Raw genomic sequence first — 14,661 nt, forward strand, 5'->3', positions numbered from 1 at the left:
TTGAACCGTTAAACCGCGGCAGCGCCGCCGACGATTTCCGAGATCTCTTGGGTGATCGCAGCCTGACGCGCCTTGTTGTAGATCAGCTGCAAATCGCTGATCAGATCACCGGCGTTATCGGTAGCGTTTTTCATCGCGATCATCCGCGCCGCTTGTTCAGCTGCGTTGTTCTCGACCACCGCCTGGTACACCTGCGACTCCACGTAGCGCACCATCAAGCCGTCAAGCAGCTCTTTGGCGTCTGGTTCGTAGAGGTAGTCCCAGTGGTGCTTGAGTTCCTGATCCGGAGTCGCCACCAGTGGAATCAATTGCTCCACGGTTGGCTGCTGGGTCATGGTGTTGATGAACTTGTTGGATACCACGGAAAGGCGGTCAATACGGCCTTCCAGGTACGCATCCAGCATCACCTTCACACTGCCGATCAAATCATTGATCGACGGCTCTTCACCCAGATGGCTGATAGCTGCAACGACGTTACCGCCGAAGTTGCGGAAAAAGGCCGCACCCTTGCTACCCACCACACACAGATCGATCTCGACGCCGTTTTCGCGGTTTACCGCCATGTCCTTGACCAGGGCCTTGAACAGGTTGGTATTCAGACCACCGCACAAACCACGGTCACTGCTCACTACCACATAACCTGCACGCTTGACGGCGCGCTCGATCATGAACGGGTGGCGGTATTCCGGGTTGGCGTTGGCCAGATGCCCAATTACCTGGCGGATACGCTCCGCATAAGGACGGCTAGCAGCCATGCGCATTTGTGCCTTGCGCATTTTGCTGACCGCCACTTTTTCCATGGCGCTGGTAATTTTTTGCGTGCTTTTGATGCTCGCAATCTTACTGCGAATCTCTTTTGCGCCTGCCATGTAACACCTATCAGGTTAGCAAGCGGGAGCCTTGCGGCTCCCGCTGCGGCTTACCAGGTTTGGGTGGCCTTGAACTTCTCGATACCGGCTTTCATGCCAGCGTCGATATCGTCATTGAAGTCACCCTTCACGTTGATCTTCGCCATCAATTCGGCGTGATCGCGGTTGAAGTAAGCAATCAGCGCTTGTTCAAAGCTGCCGACCTTGGCGATTTCAACGTCGGTCAGGAACCCACGCTCAGCGGCATACAGCGACAACGCCATGTCAGCGATCGACATTGGGGCGTATTGCTTCTGCTTCATCAGCTCGGTAACGCGCTGACCATGCTCAAGTTGCTTACGGGTCGCTTCGTCCAGGTCAGAAGCGAACTGGGCGAATGCCGCCAGTTCACGGTACTGAGCCAGAGCGGTACGGATACCACCGGAAAGCTTCTTGATGATCTTGGTCTGAGCGGCACCACCCACACGGGATACCGAAACACCGGCGTTCACAGCAGGACGGATCCCGGAGTTGAACATGGCCGATTCCAGGAAGATCTGACCGTCAGTGATGGAAATCACGTTGGTCGGAACGAACGCGGAAACGTCGCCAGCCTGGGTTTCGATGATCGGCAGTGCGGTCAGGGAACCGGTTTTGCCGGTCACTGCGCCGTTGGTGAACTTCTCTACGTATTCTTCCGAAACGCGGGAAGCGCGCTCCAGCAGACGGGAGTGGAGATAGAACACGTCGCCTGGGTAGGCTTCACGGCCTGGTGGACGGCGCAGCAGCAGGGAAATCTGGCGGTAAGCCACTGCTTGCTTGGACAGATCGTCATAAACGATCAGCGCGTCTTCACCGCGGTCGCGGAAGAATTCACCCATGGTGCAACCGGAGTACGGTGCCAGGAATTGCAGCGCAGGAGATTCCGAAGCACTGGCAGCCACGATGATCGTGTTGGCCAGGGCGCCGTTTTCTTCCAGCTTGCGAACCACGTTGGCGATGGTCGATTGCTTCTGACCGATGGCTACGTAGACGCAGAAAATGCCGCTGTCTTTCTGGTTGATGATCGCGTCGATCGCCAGAGCGGTTTTACCGATCTGACGGTCACCGATGATCAGCTCACGCTGGCCACGGCCGACCGGGATCATGGCATCGACAGCCTTGTAGCCAGTCTGTACAGGCTGGTCTACCGACTTACGCCAGATCACGCCTGGAGCAACTTTCTCGACCGCGTCGGTCTCGGTGTTGCCCAGTGGACCTTTACCGTCAACAGGGTTACCCAGTGCGTCGACTACGCGACCCAGCAGTTCCTTACCAACCGGAACTTCCAGGATGCGGCCTGTGCACTTGGCGCTCATGCCTTCAGCCAGACTGGTGTACGCGCCCAATACAACGGCACCTACGGAGTCTTGCTCCAGGTTGAGGGCCATACCGTAGACGCCGCCCGGAAACTCGATCATCTCGCCGTACATTACGTCGGCCAGACCGTGAATCCGCACGATGCCGTCAGATACGCTGACGACAGTGCCTTCGTTACGGGCTTGGGAGGTCACATCGAGCTTGTCGATGCGGCCCTTGATAATTTCACTTATTTCGGAAGGATTGAGTTGCTGCATTGCTCTGCTGCCCCTTCAAACTCAAGATTTCAATGCTTCGGCAAGTTTCGCGATTTTGCCGCGAATCGAGCCATCGATAACCAGGTCGCCGGCACGGATAACAACACCACCAATCAGGGATGCGTCCTCCGAAGCTTGCAGGCGCACTTCCCGATTGAGTCGTGCACTGAGAACCTTGGCGAGTTTGTCTTGCTGTTCTTGGTTCAATGCGAAAGCACTGGTCACTTCAACGTCTACCGATTTCTCTGCTTCGGCCTTGTACAGGTCGAACAGAGCGGCGATCTCCGGCAATAGCGGGAGACGGTCGTTTTCGGCAATGACGTGGATGAAGTTCTGCACCTTCACATCAAACTTGTCGCCGCACACTTCAATAAAAGTGGCGGCCTTGTCTGCGCTCGTCAGGCGCGGGGCCTTGAGCACGCGCTGCATGGTGTCGTCTTGCGACACTGCTGCAGCCAGGCCGAGCATGGCTGACCAAGAGGCCAGCTGCTGGTGGGCCTGGGCGTGCTCGAAGGCTGCCTTAGCGTAAGGTCGGGCCAACGTGGTCAGTTCTGCCATGATCGCCCTCGCTTAAATTTCAGCAGCCAGTTTGTTAACCAGCTCCGCGTGCGCGTTTTGATCGATTGTGGCACCGAGGATCTTCTCAGCACCGCCGACCGCCAGAGCACCCAGTTGGGCACGCAGCGCGTCTTTGACGCCGTTCAGTTCCTGTTCGATCTCGGCATGAGCCGAAGCCTTCACACGGTCAGCTTCGACGCGGGCTTTTTCAACAGCCTCTTCGACGATCTGGTTACCGCGTTTCTTGGCTTGCTCAATGATCTCGGCTGCCTTTGCTTTAGCTTCGCGCAGTTGCTGACCCACTTTCTCGTGGGCCAACTCCAGGTCGCGAGCTGCACGGCTGGCAGCGTCCAAACCATCCGCGATCTTCTTCTGACGTTCGTGCAAAGCCGCGATGACCGGAGGCCACACGAACTTCATGCAAAACACTACAAAAATGAAGAACGCAACGGATTGGCCAATCAGGGTTGCATTAATGTTCACGCCAACACCTCGCTCATTCGTTGTCCATCACCCCAATCACTCGAAAATTCGAGTGATTAGCCAGCGAGTTGACCAACGAAGGGGTTCGCGAAGGTGAAGAACAGTGCGATACCAACGCCGATCATGGTCACGGCGTCGAGCAGGCCGGCGACGATGAACATTTTAACTTGCAGCATTGGGACCATTTCTGGCTGACGCGCTGCGCCTTCCAGGAATTTGCCGCCCAGCAGGCCGAAACCAATGGCAGTACCCAGGGCGCCCAGGCCGATCAACAGTGCAACAGCGATAGCGGTTAGACCAACTACAGTTTCCATCTTTCCTCCCGACTTTTACGTCGTATGGTTTAGGTTTTTTAGATTTTAAAGCGGTAAAACAAATCGTTTCATAGCCCTGTTGGGCCACCTTCCCGTTTGACCGGGAAGGACATCAGACTAGTCGAGACTGGTCTTAATGGTTCTCTTCGTGCGCCATCGACAGATAGACGATGGTCAGCATCATGAAGATGAAGGCCTGCAGGGTAATGATCAGGATGTGGAACACAGCCCACGCCCACTGCAGTACTACGCCCAGGCCGCTAAGCCAGAGCAGACCGCTGCCGAACATCACAGCGATCAGAATGAACACCAGCTCGCCGGCATACATGTTGCCGAACAGTCGCAGAGCCAGGGAAATCGGCTTGGCGATCAGGGTCACGAATTCCAGCAGGAAGTTCACCGGGATCAGCAGGGCTTGAACGAAGATGTTCTTGCTGCCGAACGGGTGCAGGGTCAGTTCGCCGATGAAGCCACCGATGCCCTTGACCTTGATGCTGTAGAAAATGATCAACGCGAACACCGACAGGGCCATGCCCAGGGTAGCGTTCGGGTCAGTGGTGGATACGGCACGGAATGGGATGTGCGGATCGCCGGAGATCGCCATGGCCAACTGAGGAATCCAGTCCACCGGGATCAGGTCGACGGCGTTCATCAGGAACACCCAGACGAAGATGGTCAGTGCCAACGGTGCAATCACCGGGCTACGGCCATGGAAGCTGTCTTTCACGCTGCCATCGACGAATTCGACCAATACTTCAACGAAGTTCTGCAAAGCACCTGGCTGACCGGAAGTCGCCTTCTTTGCCGCCATGCGGAAAATCAGGACGAAGATCAGACCCAATGCGACCGACCAACCCAGAGTATCCAGGTGGAAAGCCCAGAAACCCATTTCTTTGGCTTCTGCTGCGGTGTGGGCAAAGCCCCAGCCGCCATTAGGAAGCTGACCGAAGGTCAGGTTCTGCAAGTGGTGCTGGATATAGCCCGAAGCGGTTGTTTCTGCCATGGTTGCCTCAAACGCCCTAAGGTTTCGAAAGTCTTGTTTTCATTAGCAGGGGAGCGAACCAGCTGACCAGTTGGGTCAACACGAAGACGCCGAATACAGCCAGCGGCGCCAATGGCTTCACACCTGCAAAGGTCAGTGCAAACAGCACTGCCGTCAAAATCAGTTTCCCTGCTTCGCCGGCATAAAAAGACCGCACGATAGCCTGGGCTGCTCGGGCGCCGGAAAACCGAAAAGCCCTGTGAGCAAAATACATATTGGGCAGCAAGGCTATCAGGCCTCCGCAGAGTCCTGAATATCCGGCTACGACTCCATGCCAGTACCAAAGCGCCAAAGCGGCGATCAGCAAAATGACAAATTGAGCCAACAAAACCGGAAAAACAGCCAAGCGATGGAACGGCAACGTGTTTGGCGTGCGGGTTTCCATCACTCTTGCTCCTCAATGGTCGGCTGCCGGAAATCAATAACTTGGCATAATTTGTGCCGACAAAATGCGCGCAGAGTATAGGGGCGGTTCTGCCCCTATTCAACTGTCGGGTAGTGATTTCCGATCACGCGCTACATAAGCAAATGTTTCAGCGGATGTGGGCAAGGACGCCCTGAAGCTCATCGAGGGAGTTATATCCGATGACCAGTTGCCCTTTGCCCTTCTTGCCGTGGCGAATTTGCACCGCAGAGCCTAGCCGCTCGGCCAGGCGCTGCTCGAGGCGCGCGATATCCGGATCAGGTTTGGCGGTTTCAACCGGTGCAGGTTTACCGCTGAGCCACTGGCGAACCAGGGCCTCGGTCTGACGAACGGTGAGCCCTCGTGCGACAACGTGTCGCGCCCCTTCAACCTGTTGATTTTCCGGCAAACCCAGCAAAGCACGAGCGTGGCCCATTTCCAGGTCGCCATGGGACAACATGGTCTTGATGACTTCCGGCAAGGCGATCAGACGCAGCAAGTTGGAAACCGTGACACGGGATTTTCCCACCGCCTCGGCCACTTGTTGCTGGGTAAGCTGAAATTCCTGCTGCAAACGCTGCAATGCGATCGCTTCTTCGATCGGGTTGAGGTCTTCGCGCTGAATGTTTTCGATCAAGGCCATGGCGATGGCGGTTTCATCCGGCACATCGCGCACCATCGCCGGGATGGTGTCCTTGCCGGCCTGTTGGCTGGCGCGCCAGCGACGTTCACCGGCGATGATCTCAAAGCGGCCAGCGCCAATCGGGCGCACCACAATCGGTTGCATCACGCCCTGGGCCTTGATCGAGTTAGCCAGTTCTTCCAGCGCCTGGGGATCCATGTCCCGCCGTGGCTGGTATTTGCCGCGTTGGATCAGGTCCAGGGGCAGGTGCTGCAGCTCGCGCTCGTCGGCCTGCACCGCTTGCTCTTCAAGCGATGTGACGGTCGGACCACTCAGCAGTGCATCCAGTCCACGTCCGAGACCTCGTTTCTTGACGGCCATGGGGATTCCTTAAGTTGGCTGGGCGGCAGCGGTGCGTGAATTGCGGCGTTGACGGCGAACCATCTCGCCGGCGAGCGCCAGGTAGGCAATGGCACCACGCGAGGACTTGTCGTACGCCAGCGCAGGCATGCCATAGCTTGGCGCTTCAGCCAGGCGGATGTTGCGTGGGATGACGGTGTCGTACAACTGGTCGCCAAAATGTTCCTTGAGCTGCGCCGACACATCGTTCATCAGGCTCAGACGCGGATCGTACATGGTCCGCAGCAGGCCTTCGACTTTCAGGTTCGGGTTGAGCAACTCGGCGATACGCTTGATGTTATCCACAAGGTCGCTCAAGCCTTCGAGGGCGAAGTACTCGCACTGCATTGGGATAATCACCCCATCAGCGGCCACCAGGGCGTTGAGCGTGAGCATCGACAGCGACGGTGGGCAGTCGATCAGAATGTAGTCGTAATTCTCTCGAATGGGCGCCAGGGCGCTACGCAGACGGCTTTCTTTCATCTGCATTTCCAGCAGCACCACTTCCGCCGCGGTCAAATCGCGGTTGGCTGGCAGCAGTTGGTAACCACCATGCTCGGAATAGTGCATGGCCTGCGCCAGGTCGCATTCGCCAATCAGCAAATCATAGACCGAGTTTTCCAGGCCGTGTTTATCCACACCGCTACCCATGGTGGCGTTGCCCTGTGGATCGAGATCGATCAACAGCACCCGACGCTTGGTGGCGACCAGGGATGCTGCGAGGTTGATACAGGTGGTGGTCTTACCCACGCCACCTTTCTGGTTCGCAATCGCGAATACCTTAGCCATTCTTGCTTGTGTTCCCAATCATGCCGTGCGGCGCAGTATCAGCAGATGGCGTTGGCCTTGGCAACCGGGTACGGCCAAGGCGTGTTCGCTATCGAGGTGGAAGTCTGCCGGCAATGCTAACAGCTCGTCGCTTGGATGGACGCCCTTCATTGCCAGCCAGCGGGTGTCACGGTCGCCGAGATGGCGGGTCCAGTTGCTGAAATTCTCCATGCTGCTGAACGCCCGGGACACAATGCCGTTGAAAGGCTGTTCAGGCGTGAAGGCCTCCACGCGGCTGTGGATAACCTGCAGGTTATCCAGCTTGAGTTCGAGTTTGACCTGGGTCAGGAAGCGGGTTTTCTTGCCGTTGCTGTCCAGGCAGGTCACTTGAGACTCGGGAAACAGGATCGCCAATGGAATGCCAGGCATCCCGCCGCCACTGCCGACGTCGAGCCAGCGGCCGTTTTCGATGAACGGCATCACGCTGAGGCTGTCGAGCAGATGCCGTGACACCATCTCATCTGGATCACGCACAGCGGTGAGGTTGTAAGCCTTGTTCCATTTGATCAACAGGGCCAGATAGCTCAGCAATAACTCTTGCTGGGCTTCGGTGAGGGCCACACCCAACTGGCGCGCTCCTGTGGATAACTCTTCGGCGTGTTGCGAGGTGACCAACGAACTCAAGCGCTTTGCTCCAACTGACGGCCCGCGCCGCGTTTTTTCAAATGAATCATCAACAGCGAAATGGCTGCTGGAGTGACGCCAGGGATACGTGAAGCCTGCCCGAGTGTTTCAGGTCGAGTTATCCCCAGTTTGCTTTGAATTTCTTTCGACAGCCCGGAAATCCCGGTGTAGTCGATATCCACAGGCAACTTGGTATCTTCACTGGCGCGCAGGCGAGCGATTTCATCCTGCTGGCGATCAATGTAACCGGCGTACTTGGTCTTGATCTCCACCTGTTCGGCAACTTGTGGGTCTTCTGCGCCCTGGCCGGTCACTTCAACCAGACCAGCGTAGTCGATTTCCGGACGGGAAAGCAGGTTGAGCAAGTTGTACTCATGGGTCAACGGCGTGCCGAATTTTTCCGCGATCGCGTCGCCTTGTTCGGTGCCCGGGCGAACCCAGGTACTTTTCAGGCGTTGCTCTTCAAGCGCAATGCTTTCACGTTTTTTGCAGAAGGCAGCCCAGCGCGCGTCATCGACCAGGCCCAGCTCGCGACCTTTTTCAGTCAGGCGTAGATCGGCGTTGTCTTCGCGCAGGATCAGACGGTATTCCGCGCGGGAAGTGAACATGCGGTACGGTTCCTGGGTGCCCAGGGTGATCAGGTCATCGACCAATACGCCGATGTACGCTTCATCACGACGCGGGCACCAGCTGTCTTTGCCTTGTGCACGCAATGCCGCGTTGGTTCCGGCCAGCAAACCTTGGGCGCCGGCTTCTTCGTAACCGGTGGTCCCGTTGATTTGGCCAGCAAAGAACAAACCGCCGATTACCTTGGTTTCCAGGCTGTATTTCAGATCACGCGGGTCGAAGTAGTCGTACTCGATGGCGTAGCCGGGACGCACGATGTGCGCATTTTCCATACCACGAATCGATTGCACGATCTGGATCTGCACGTCGAACGGCAGCGAGGTGGAAATCCCGTTGGGATACAGCTCGTGAGTGGTCAAGCCTTCGGGTTCGATAAAGACCTGGTGGCTTTCCTTGTCGGCAAAGCGGTGGATCTTGTCTTCGATCGACGGGCAATACCGCGGGCCAATGCCTTCGATTACCCCGGAATACATCGGCGAACGATCAAGGTTCGCGGCAATGATTTCGTGGGTACGGGCGTTGGTGTGGGTAATCCAGCAACTGACCTGTTTGGGGTGCTGCTCTTTGGAACCCATGAACGACATCACCGGGATCGGCGTATCGCCGGCTTGCTCGGTCATCACCGAGAAATCCACAGAGCGCCCGTCAATGCGTGGCGGGGTACCGGTTTTCAAGCGGCCGACGCGCAGCGGCAGTTCACGCAGACGTTTTGCCAGGGCAATCGACGGCGGATCACCGGCGCGACCACCGGAATAATTTTGCATACCAATGTGGATAAGTCCGCCGAGGAACGTCCCTGTGGTCAGTACTACCGAGTCTGCGTGAAAACGCAGACCCATTTGCGTAACGACGCCGCGTACCTGGTCTTGCTCGACGATCAGGTCATCGGCAGCCTGCTGAAATATCCACAGGTTCGGCTGGTTTTCCAGGGTTTCGCGCACCGCTGCCTTGTACAGGATGCGGTCGGCCTGGGCTCGGGTAGCCCTTACGGCCGGGCCTTTACGGCTGTTTAGCACGCGAAATTGAATACCACCTTTGTCGGTGGCCATCGCCATTACACCGCCAAGGGCATCGATTTCCTTGACCAGATGGCTTTTGCCAATCCCGCCAATAGCGGGGTTGCAACTCATGGCACCGAGGGTTTCCACGTTGTGCGTAAGCAACAGGGTTTTTACGCCCATGCGTGCTGACGCCAGTGCTGCCTCGGTACCGGCATGACCGCCGCCGATGACGATCACTTCAAAACGGGAAGGGAAATCCACCACGCACCTCGTGCCTGCTTATGTAGGTAATCAGGAATTGTCTGTTGAAAGAGTTTTGGAGCTATGGCGGCAAGTATAGGGACTTCGCCCTTCCTAAAGAACCCTTTGCACAAAATTTAACCAGCTGTGGATGAATCACAGACAATAGAAATTAAAAGAGAGAAATTTATTAAATCTTTGTTTTTATGTTTATTTCTACTGAGCAACGTTTCTGTGGATATATCTCTACAGCCCTTTATATTCAATGTGTACAGCGATTCAAAAGTCTGTGGTCATGTGCCAATGAGGCCCTTGGATAAGTGCTTTAAGCCTGTGGATTAAAGTGATGGTTATCCACAGACGGGTTTTTACTCAGGTTTCAAGCCCTGTTATCAACTGGGCACAGGCGCGGTTACTCACAGGGTTTAATCCACAGAAAAGTACCAGCCGAGGCGAATAGCGCGCACGGAAAAACACCGATTGCTCGGCGAGTCAGTCAAAAAATGATTGGGTTGCCCTGAAACGGGCTGAACAGACAGGCGCGAATGGCCTGTCTGTGGACAACGAAGGTCTATTTACCGATGCAGAAGCTGGAGAAGATCCTGCCCAGCAAATCGTCCGAGCTGAACGCGCCGGTAATTTCTCCCAGCAGTTGCTGTGCTTGACGTAAATCTTCAGCCAGCAGCTCCCCAGCACCCGCCAAGGTCAGCTGCGCCCGGCCGTGCTCCAAGGCGGCACTGGCATGGCGCAGTGCCTCAAGATGCCTGCGACGTGCACTGAAGCTGCTTTCCGAGGTCTGTTCATAGCCCATGCAGGCCTTGAGATGCTCACGCAGCAATTCCAGGCCGTCACCTGCCGCTTTGGCGCTCAGGCTGATAGTGACATGGCCATCCTCACTGGTTTGCAGGGCAATCGCTTCACCCGTCAGGTCGGCCTTGTTACGAATCAAGGTGACTTTGGCCGGGTCAGGCCGTTGCTCAAGGAATTCTGGCCACAGCGCAAAAGGATCCACAGCTTCCGGTGCCGTGGCATCGACAACCAACAACACACGATCGGCTTCCCCGATAGCCTTGAGCGCGCGTTCCACACCAATTTTTTCCACCTGGTCGTCGGTGTCGCGCAGCCCGGCGGTGTCGACGACGTGAAGCGGCATGCCGTCGATGTGGATATGTTCGCGCAAGATATCCCGGGTAGTGCCGGCAATCTCGGTGACGATCGCCGCCTCGCGCCCTGCCAGGGCGTTGAGCAGGCTGGATTTTCCGGCATTGGGCCGGCCGGCAATCACTACGGTCATGCCATCGCGTAGCAACGCGCCCTGCCCGGCTTCACGCAGGACTGTGGATAATTCCTCACGGACCTTATCCAACATCGCCAGCACATGGCCATCCGCGAGGAAGTCGATTTCTTCTTCGGGAAAATCGATCGCCGCTTCAACGTAGATACGCAGGCTGATCAATTGCTCGGTCAAGTTATGCACACGCAGGGAAAAAGCCCCCTGCAATGAGCGCAAAGCGTTACGCGCAGCCTGTGCAGAACTGGCTTCGATCAAATCCGCAATCGCTTCGGCTTGAGCCAAATCTAGCTTGTCGTTCAGAAATGCCCGTTCACTGAATTCCCCTGGCCGTGCCAGGCGGCAACCCAGTTGCAAACAACGCTGCAGGAGCATATCCAGGACCACAGGACCACCGTGCCCCTGTAATTCCAGGACATCTTCACCGGTGAAAGAGTTTGGTCCCGGAAAATAGATCGCCAAACCCTCGTCCAATACGCTTTGGTCGGCATCCAGAAACTGGCCGTAATGGGCATAACGGGGTTTCAGCTCTCGGCCACTGATTGCCTTGGCCGCAACGCCCGCCAAGGGCCCGGAAATTCGAACGATACCGACTCCGCCTCGGCCCTGAGCGGTGGCGACAGCAGCGATGGTTTCACGAGGAGCGCTCATCAGCAGGTTCCAGAACAAAAGTGACGGAAAGCAAAACGCCCCACTAGGGGGCGTCTTGAGTGGTTATCCACAGAGTAAATTACGCCTCGGCTTTTTTGGTAGCCGCTTCGATCTTACGTGTGATGTACCACTGTTGAGAGATCGACAACACGTTGTTGACCACCCAGTACAGTACCAAGCCAGCAGGGAACCACAGGAAGAAGAAGGTGAAGATGATTGGCATCATTTTCATTACCTTGGCCTGCATCGGATCCGGCGGGGTTGGGTTCAGACGCTGCTGGATAAACATGGTCGCGCCCATGATGATCGGCAGGATAAAGAACGGGTCCTTGATCGACAGGTCAGTTATCCACAGCATGAACGGCGCTTGGCGCATTTCCACGCTTTCCAGCAGTACCCAGTACAGCGACAGGAACACCGGCATCTGTACCAGAATAGGCAAGCATCCACCCAGCGGGTTGATCTTCTCTTTCTTGTACAGCTCCATCATGGCCTGCGACATTTTCTGCCGGTCATCGCCATGTTGTTCTTTCAGTGCCGCCAGTTTCGGGGCAACAGCACGCATACGCGCCATCGACTTGTAGCTGGCTGCCGACAGTGGGAAGAAGATCCCCTTGATCAGCATGGTCAGGAAGATGATCGACCAGCCCCAGTTACCGACGATGCTGTGGATATGTTGCAACAGCCAGAAGATCGGCTGGGCAATGAACCACAGGAAGCCGTAATCCACAGTCAGTTCCAGACCTGGGGACAACTCTTTCAATACGGCCTGGCTTTTAGGGCCGGCGTACAGCGTAGCGCTGGTTTCAGCCTTGGCACCTGGAGCGACGGTCAACGCCGGGCCAGTGAAGCCAATGATGTAGTTGCCCTGGCTGTCCTTGCGGGTTTGAACCAGGTTCGCGTCGCCCTTGTTCGGAATCCAGGCGGTTACGAAGTAGTGCTGCAGCCACGCTACCCAGCCACCCTGGACGGTTTCTTTCAGCGTGCCCTTGTCGATATCTTTCATCGACACTTTTTTGTACGGCTCGTTACTTGTCCACAGGGCGGCGCCCAGGTAAGTCGCGGTGCCGGTGGCGGTGCTGGAAGACGGATCGGAGCTGGCGTCACGCTTGAGCTGGGCAAACAGGTTGCCGCTCCAGGCTTTGTCGCTGGTGTTGTCGATCAGGTAAGTGACCTTCAAATCGTACAAACCACGGGTAAAGCTGAAACGCTTGATGTAGTTGACGCCGTCGAGGCTGAATTTCAGGTCGACGTTCAACTGGTTCTGGCCGTCTGCCAGTTGATAAGTCTTTTGCTCGGTCGAATAAACCGGACGACCGGTAGCACGTGCATCCGGACCATTGGTGCCGGTCAGGCCGCTTTGCGCCAGATAAGTACGTTCACCGCCGTTATCGAACAGCTGGAACGGAACATCCGGATGATCCTGGCGACGTGGATAAAGCGGCAGCTTCAGCTGTGCGATATCACCACCTTGTGGGTCGATAGCCAGGTCGAGCACATCCGTTTTCACGTGGATGAGGTCTTTGTTGGTGACCACTGGCGTTTCTAACGGGGCACTTGTCTCGCCATTCGCGCTGGGAACATCGGCACTCGCGGACGCATTGTTACCCAGCGGGGTGTCCGGAATAGCCGGCGCAGCCTGATTGGTAGCAACATTCTGAGTCGGCAGGGCAGCCTGGCCGTAGTCCTGGTTCCATTTAAGGACCATGACATAGGACACGATTGCCAGGGCGACGATCAGGATTGTGCGTTTAATATCCATGATTACTCGGCCATCGAAGAAGAACGGGAGGTAGGGATAGGTGGAACCGGGTCATAACCACCGGGATTCCACGGATGACAGCGACCTAAACGACGAAAGGTCAGCCAGCCACCGCGCAGAAGACCATGATTTTCTATGGCCTCTAACGCGTAGCAGGAACAACTGGGGTAGAAACGACAGTGGCTGGCCATCAGAGGACTAATGGCATAGCGATAAAACTGGATCGGAACGATTGCCAGTTTACGCATCAAGGCTGTCTACCCCTACAGTTTCGGTGCTGACTGCTGGTGCTGGCTTGTGGGTACGAGCCAAACGTTTCCAGAGCTTGCCGAAATGCTGAATCAATTCGGGGTTTTCTACATCACCCAAGCCTTTGCGCGCGACGATAACAATATCCCAACCAACCAGAGTGTCCTGGTGGAGGCGAAACGATTCGCGCATCAGACGCTTGAGGCGATTGCGCTCAACGGAGAGCTTGACGCTCTTCTTGCCAATCACCAGCCCGAGACGGGGGTGATCAAGATCGTTGTTACGCGCTAGGAGCAGGAGATTTTTCCCCGGAACCTTGCCGGTGGGGGAGTCAAAGACTGCCTTGAAATGCCGGGGAGTAAGCAGACGCTTTTCCCGACTGAAGTCCTGACTCACCACCAGTACCGGATTATCAAACTGCCAGACGCGCACGACCTTTGGCGCGGCGACGCGACAGGACAGCACGGCCGTTCTTGGTAGCCATGCGAGCACGGAAGCCGTGAGTACGGGCGCGTTTGATGGTGCTTGGTTGGAAAGTACGTTTCATGGCGTTGTTACCTGGTTCGTCCACAACGGGCCGGAATGGCCCCCGTTTTAAGAGACCGGCGATTCTAGAGAAAGCAAGCCTCTAGGTCAATTTCCAACCAGCTTTTCCTTCAATTAGATCTTTGTTGCCTTCCGAGCCGTTCTGCTTTCATCCGCCATGCCATAGATATAAAAATAAAGAAGGAAGTTATTTAAAGCTTTTCTGTAAAGCTTATAAAAGCTAGCCAGGCGATCATCTGTGGATAACTGCCTTTAGCCCTTATTCTGCGTGCTGTACAGAGAATGACAACACCGGGGAGAAGCAGTGCTCTGCCTGTGCTGCGCTATCGGATAAGCTGTGCGTGGAATGGGTTGTTATCCACAGGCCAGTTACCCACAGACTTTTGCCCCCACTTGTGCAACGAGCTCAGGGTGGCTTATCCACAGAGCTTATGCACAGACCATTGGTCGCCTTTTCTGCGGTTAACACATTGATTTTGGGTGCCCTGTGAGCAACCTACATGTGGATAAGTGGGCGGCTGGTCGCTACAATGGCGGCTGTTTTTGCCTCACCGGCT

At 56.1% G+C, this 14,661-nt stretch carries 16 protein-coding genes; all 16 read right to left on the reverse strand.

Features of this window, described 5'->3' with window-relative positions; genetic code table 11:
- Positions 1–8: 8 nt before the first annotated feature.
- Positions 9–869 carry a F0F1 ATP synthase subunit gamma gene (gene atpG, locus PSEBG33_RS00065; protein WP_005792602.1) on the reverse strand — a complete coding sequence of 287 codons (861 nt, stop codon included), beginning with the start codon at positions 867–869 and terminating at the stop codon, positions 9–11.
- Between the two features lie 50 nt (positions 870–919).
- Positions 920–2,464 (reverse strand): F0F1 ATP synthase subunit alpha, encoded by a 1,545-nt coding sequence (gene atpA / locus PSEBG33_RS00060; protein WP_003195831.1) that lies wholly within the window; start codon positions 2,462–2,464, stop codon positions 920–922.
- Positions 2,465–2,485: 21 nt separating this feature from the next.
- Positions 2,486–3,022, reverse strand: coding sequence for a F0F1 ATP synthase subunit delta (locus PSEBG33_RS00055; protein ID WP_003195833.1), 537 nt, complete (start codon positions 3,020–3,022; stop codon positions 2,486–2,488).
- 12 nt (positions 3,023–3,034) lie between these two features.
- Positions 3,035–3,505, reverse strand: coding sequence for a F0F1 ATP synthase subunit B (locus PSEBG33_RS00050; RefSeq protein ID WP_005792603.1), 471 nt, complete (start codon positions 3,503–3,505; stop codon positions 3,035–3,037).
- A gap of 56 nt (positions 3,506–3,561) precedes the next feature.
- Positions 3,562–3,819, reverse strand: a complete 258-nt coding sequence (gene atpE / locus PSEBG33_RS00045) for a F0F1 ATP synthase subunit C (protein WP_002555987.1) — start codon at positions 3,817–3,819, stop codon at positions 3,562–3,564.
- 133 nt (positions 3,820–3,952) lie between these two features.
- The gene (atpB, locus tag PSEBG33_RS00040; RefSeq protein WP_003195886.1) at positions 3,953–4,822 is read right to left on the reverse strand and encodes a F0F1 ATP synthase subunit A; all 870 of its coding nucleotides are present in this window, start codon (positions 4,820–4,822) and stop codon (positions 3,953–3,955) included.
- Positions 4,823–4,838: 16 nt separating this feature from the next.
- Positions 4,839–5,246, reverse strand: coding sequence for a F0F1 ATP synthase subunit I (locus PSEBG33_RS27885; protein ID WP_010565865.1), 408 nt, complete (start codon positions 5,244–5,246; stop codon positions 4,839–4,841).
- Positions 5,247–5,394: 148 nt separating this feature from the next.
- Positions 5,395–6,267, reverse strand: a complete 873-nt coding sequence (locus PSEBG33_RS00035) for a ParB/RepB/Spo0J family partition protein (protein ID WP_005792604.1) — start codon at positions 6,265–6,267, stop codon at positions 5,395–5,397.
- Positions 6,268–6,276: 9 nt separating this feature from the next.
- Positions 6,277–7,074: a ParA family protein gene (locus PSEBG33_RS00030; protein ID WP_005792605.1), complete on the reverse strand. Its 798-nt coding sequence runs from the start codon at positions 7,072–7,074 to the stop codon at positions 6,277–6,279.
- Between the two features lie 18 nt (positions 7,075–7,092).
- On the reverse strand, positions 7,093–7,737 hold the full coding sequence (gene rsmG, locus PSEBG33_RS00025) for a 16S rRNA (guanine(527)-N(7))-methyltransferase RsmG (RefSeq protein ID WP_005792606.1): 645 nt from the start codon (positions 7,735–7,737) through the stop codon (positions 7,093–7,095).
- Positions 7,734–9,626 (reverse strand): tRNA uridine-5-carboxymethylaminomethyl(34) synthesis enzyme MnmG, encoded by a 1,893-nt coding sequence (mnmG, locus tag PSEBG33_RS00020; RefSeq protein WP_005792607.1) that lies wholly within the window; start codon positions 9,624–9,626, stop codon positions 7,734–7,736. Before mnmG ends, rsmG begins: the two co-directional genes overlap by 4 nt.
- A 550-nt stretch (positions 9,627–10,176) precedes the next feature.
- Positions 10,177–11,547, reverse strand: a complete 1,371-nt coding sequence (gene mnmE, locus PSEBG33_RS00015; RefSeq protein WP_005792608.1) for a tRNA uridine-5-carboxymethylaminomethyl(34) synthesis GTPase MnmE — start codon at positions 11,545–11,547, stop codon at positions 10,177–10,179.
- 79 nt (positions 11,548–11,626) lie between these two features.
- On the reverse strand, positions 11,627–13,309 hold the full coding sequence (gene yidC / locus PSEBG33_RS00010; protein WP_005792609.1) for a membrane protein insertase YidC: 1,683 nt from the start codon (positions 13,307–13,309) through the stop codon (positions 11,627–11,629).
- Positions 13,310–13,311: 2 nt separating this feature from the next.
- Positions 13,312–13,557, reverse strand: a complete 246-nt coding sequence (gene yidD / locus PSEBG33_RS29220; RefSeq protein WP_019816912.1) for a membrane protein insertion efficiency factor YidD — start codon at positions 13,555–13,557, stop codon at positions 13,312–13,314.
- Positions 13,550–13,957: a ribonuclease P protein component gene (gene rnpA, locus PSEBG33_RS00005; RefSeq protein WP_020302575.1), complete on the reverse strand. Its 408-nt coding sequence runs from the start codon at positions 13,955–13,957 to the stop codon at positions 13,550–13,552. Before rnpA ends, yidD begins: the two co-directional genes overlap by 8 nt.
- A gap of 13 nt (positions 13,958–13,970) precedes the next feature.
- Positions 13,971–14,105 carry a 50S ribosomal protein L34 gene (rpmH, locus tag PSEBG33_RS29225; RefSeq protein ID WP_003213577.1) on the reverse strand — a complete coding sequence of 45 codons (135 nt, stop codon included), beginning with the start codon at positions 14,103–14,105 and terminating at the stop codon, positions 13,971–13,973.
- Positions 14,106–14,661: the final 556 nt, after the last annotated feature.

Origin of the sequence: Pseudomonas synxantha BG33R (assembly GCF_000263715.2) — a bacterium.
Taxonomy (GTDB): Bacteria; Pseudomonadota; Gammaproteobacteria; order Pseudomonadales; family Pseudomonadaceae; genus Aquipseudomonas; species Aquipseudomonas synxantha_A.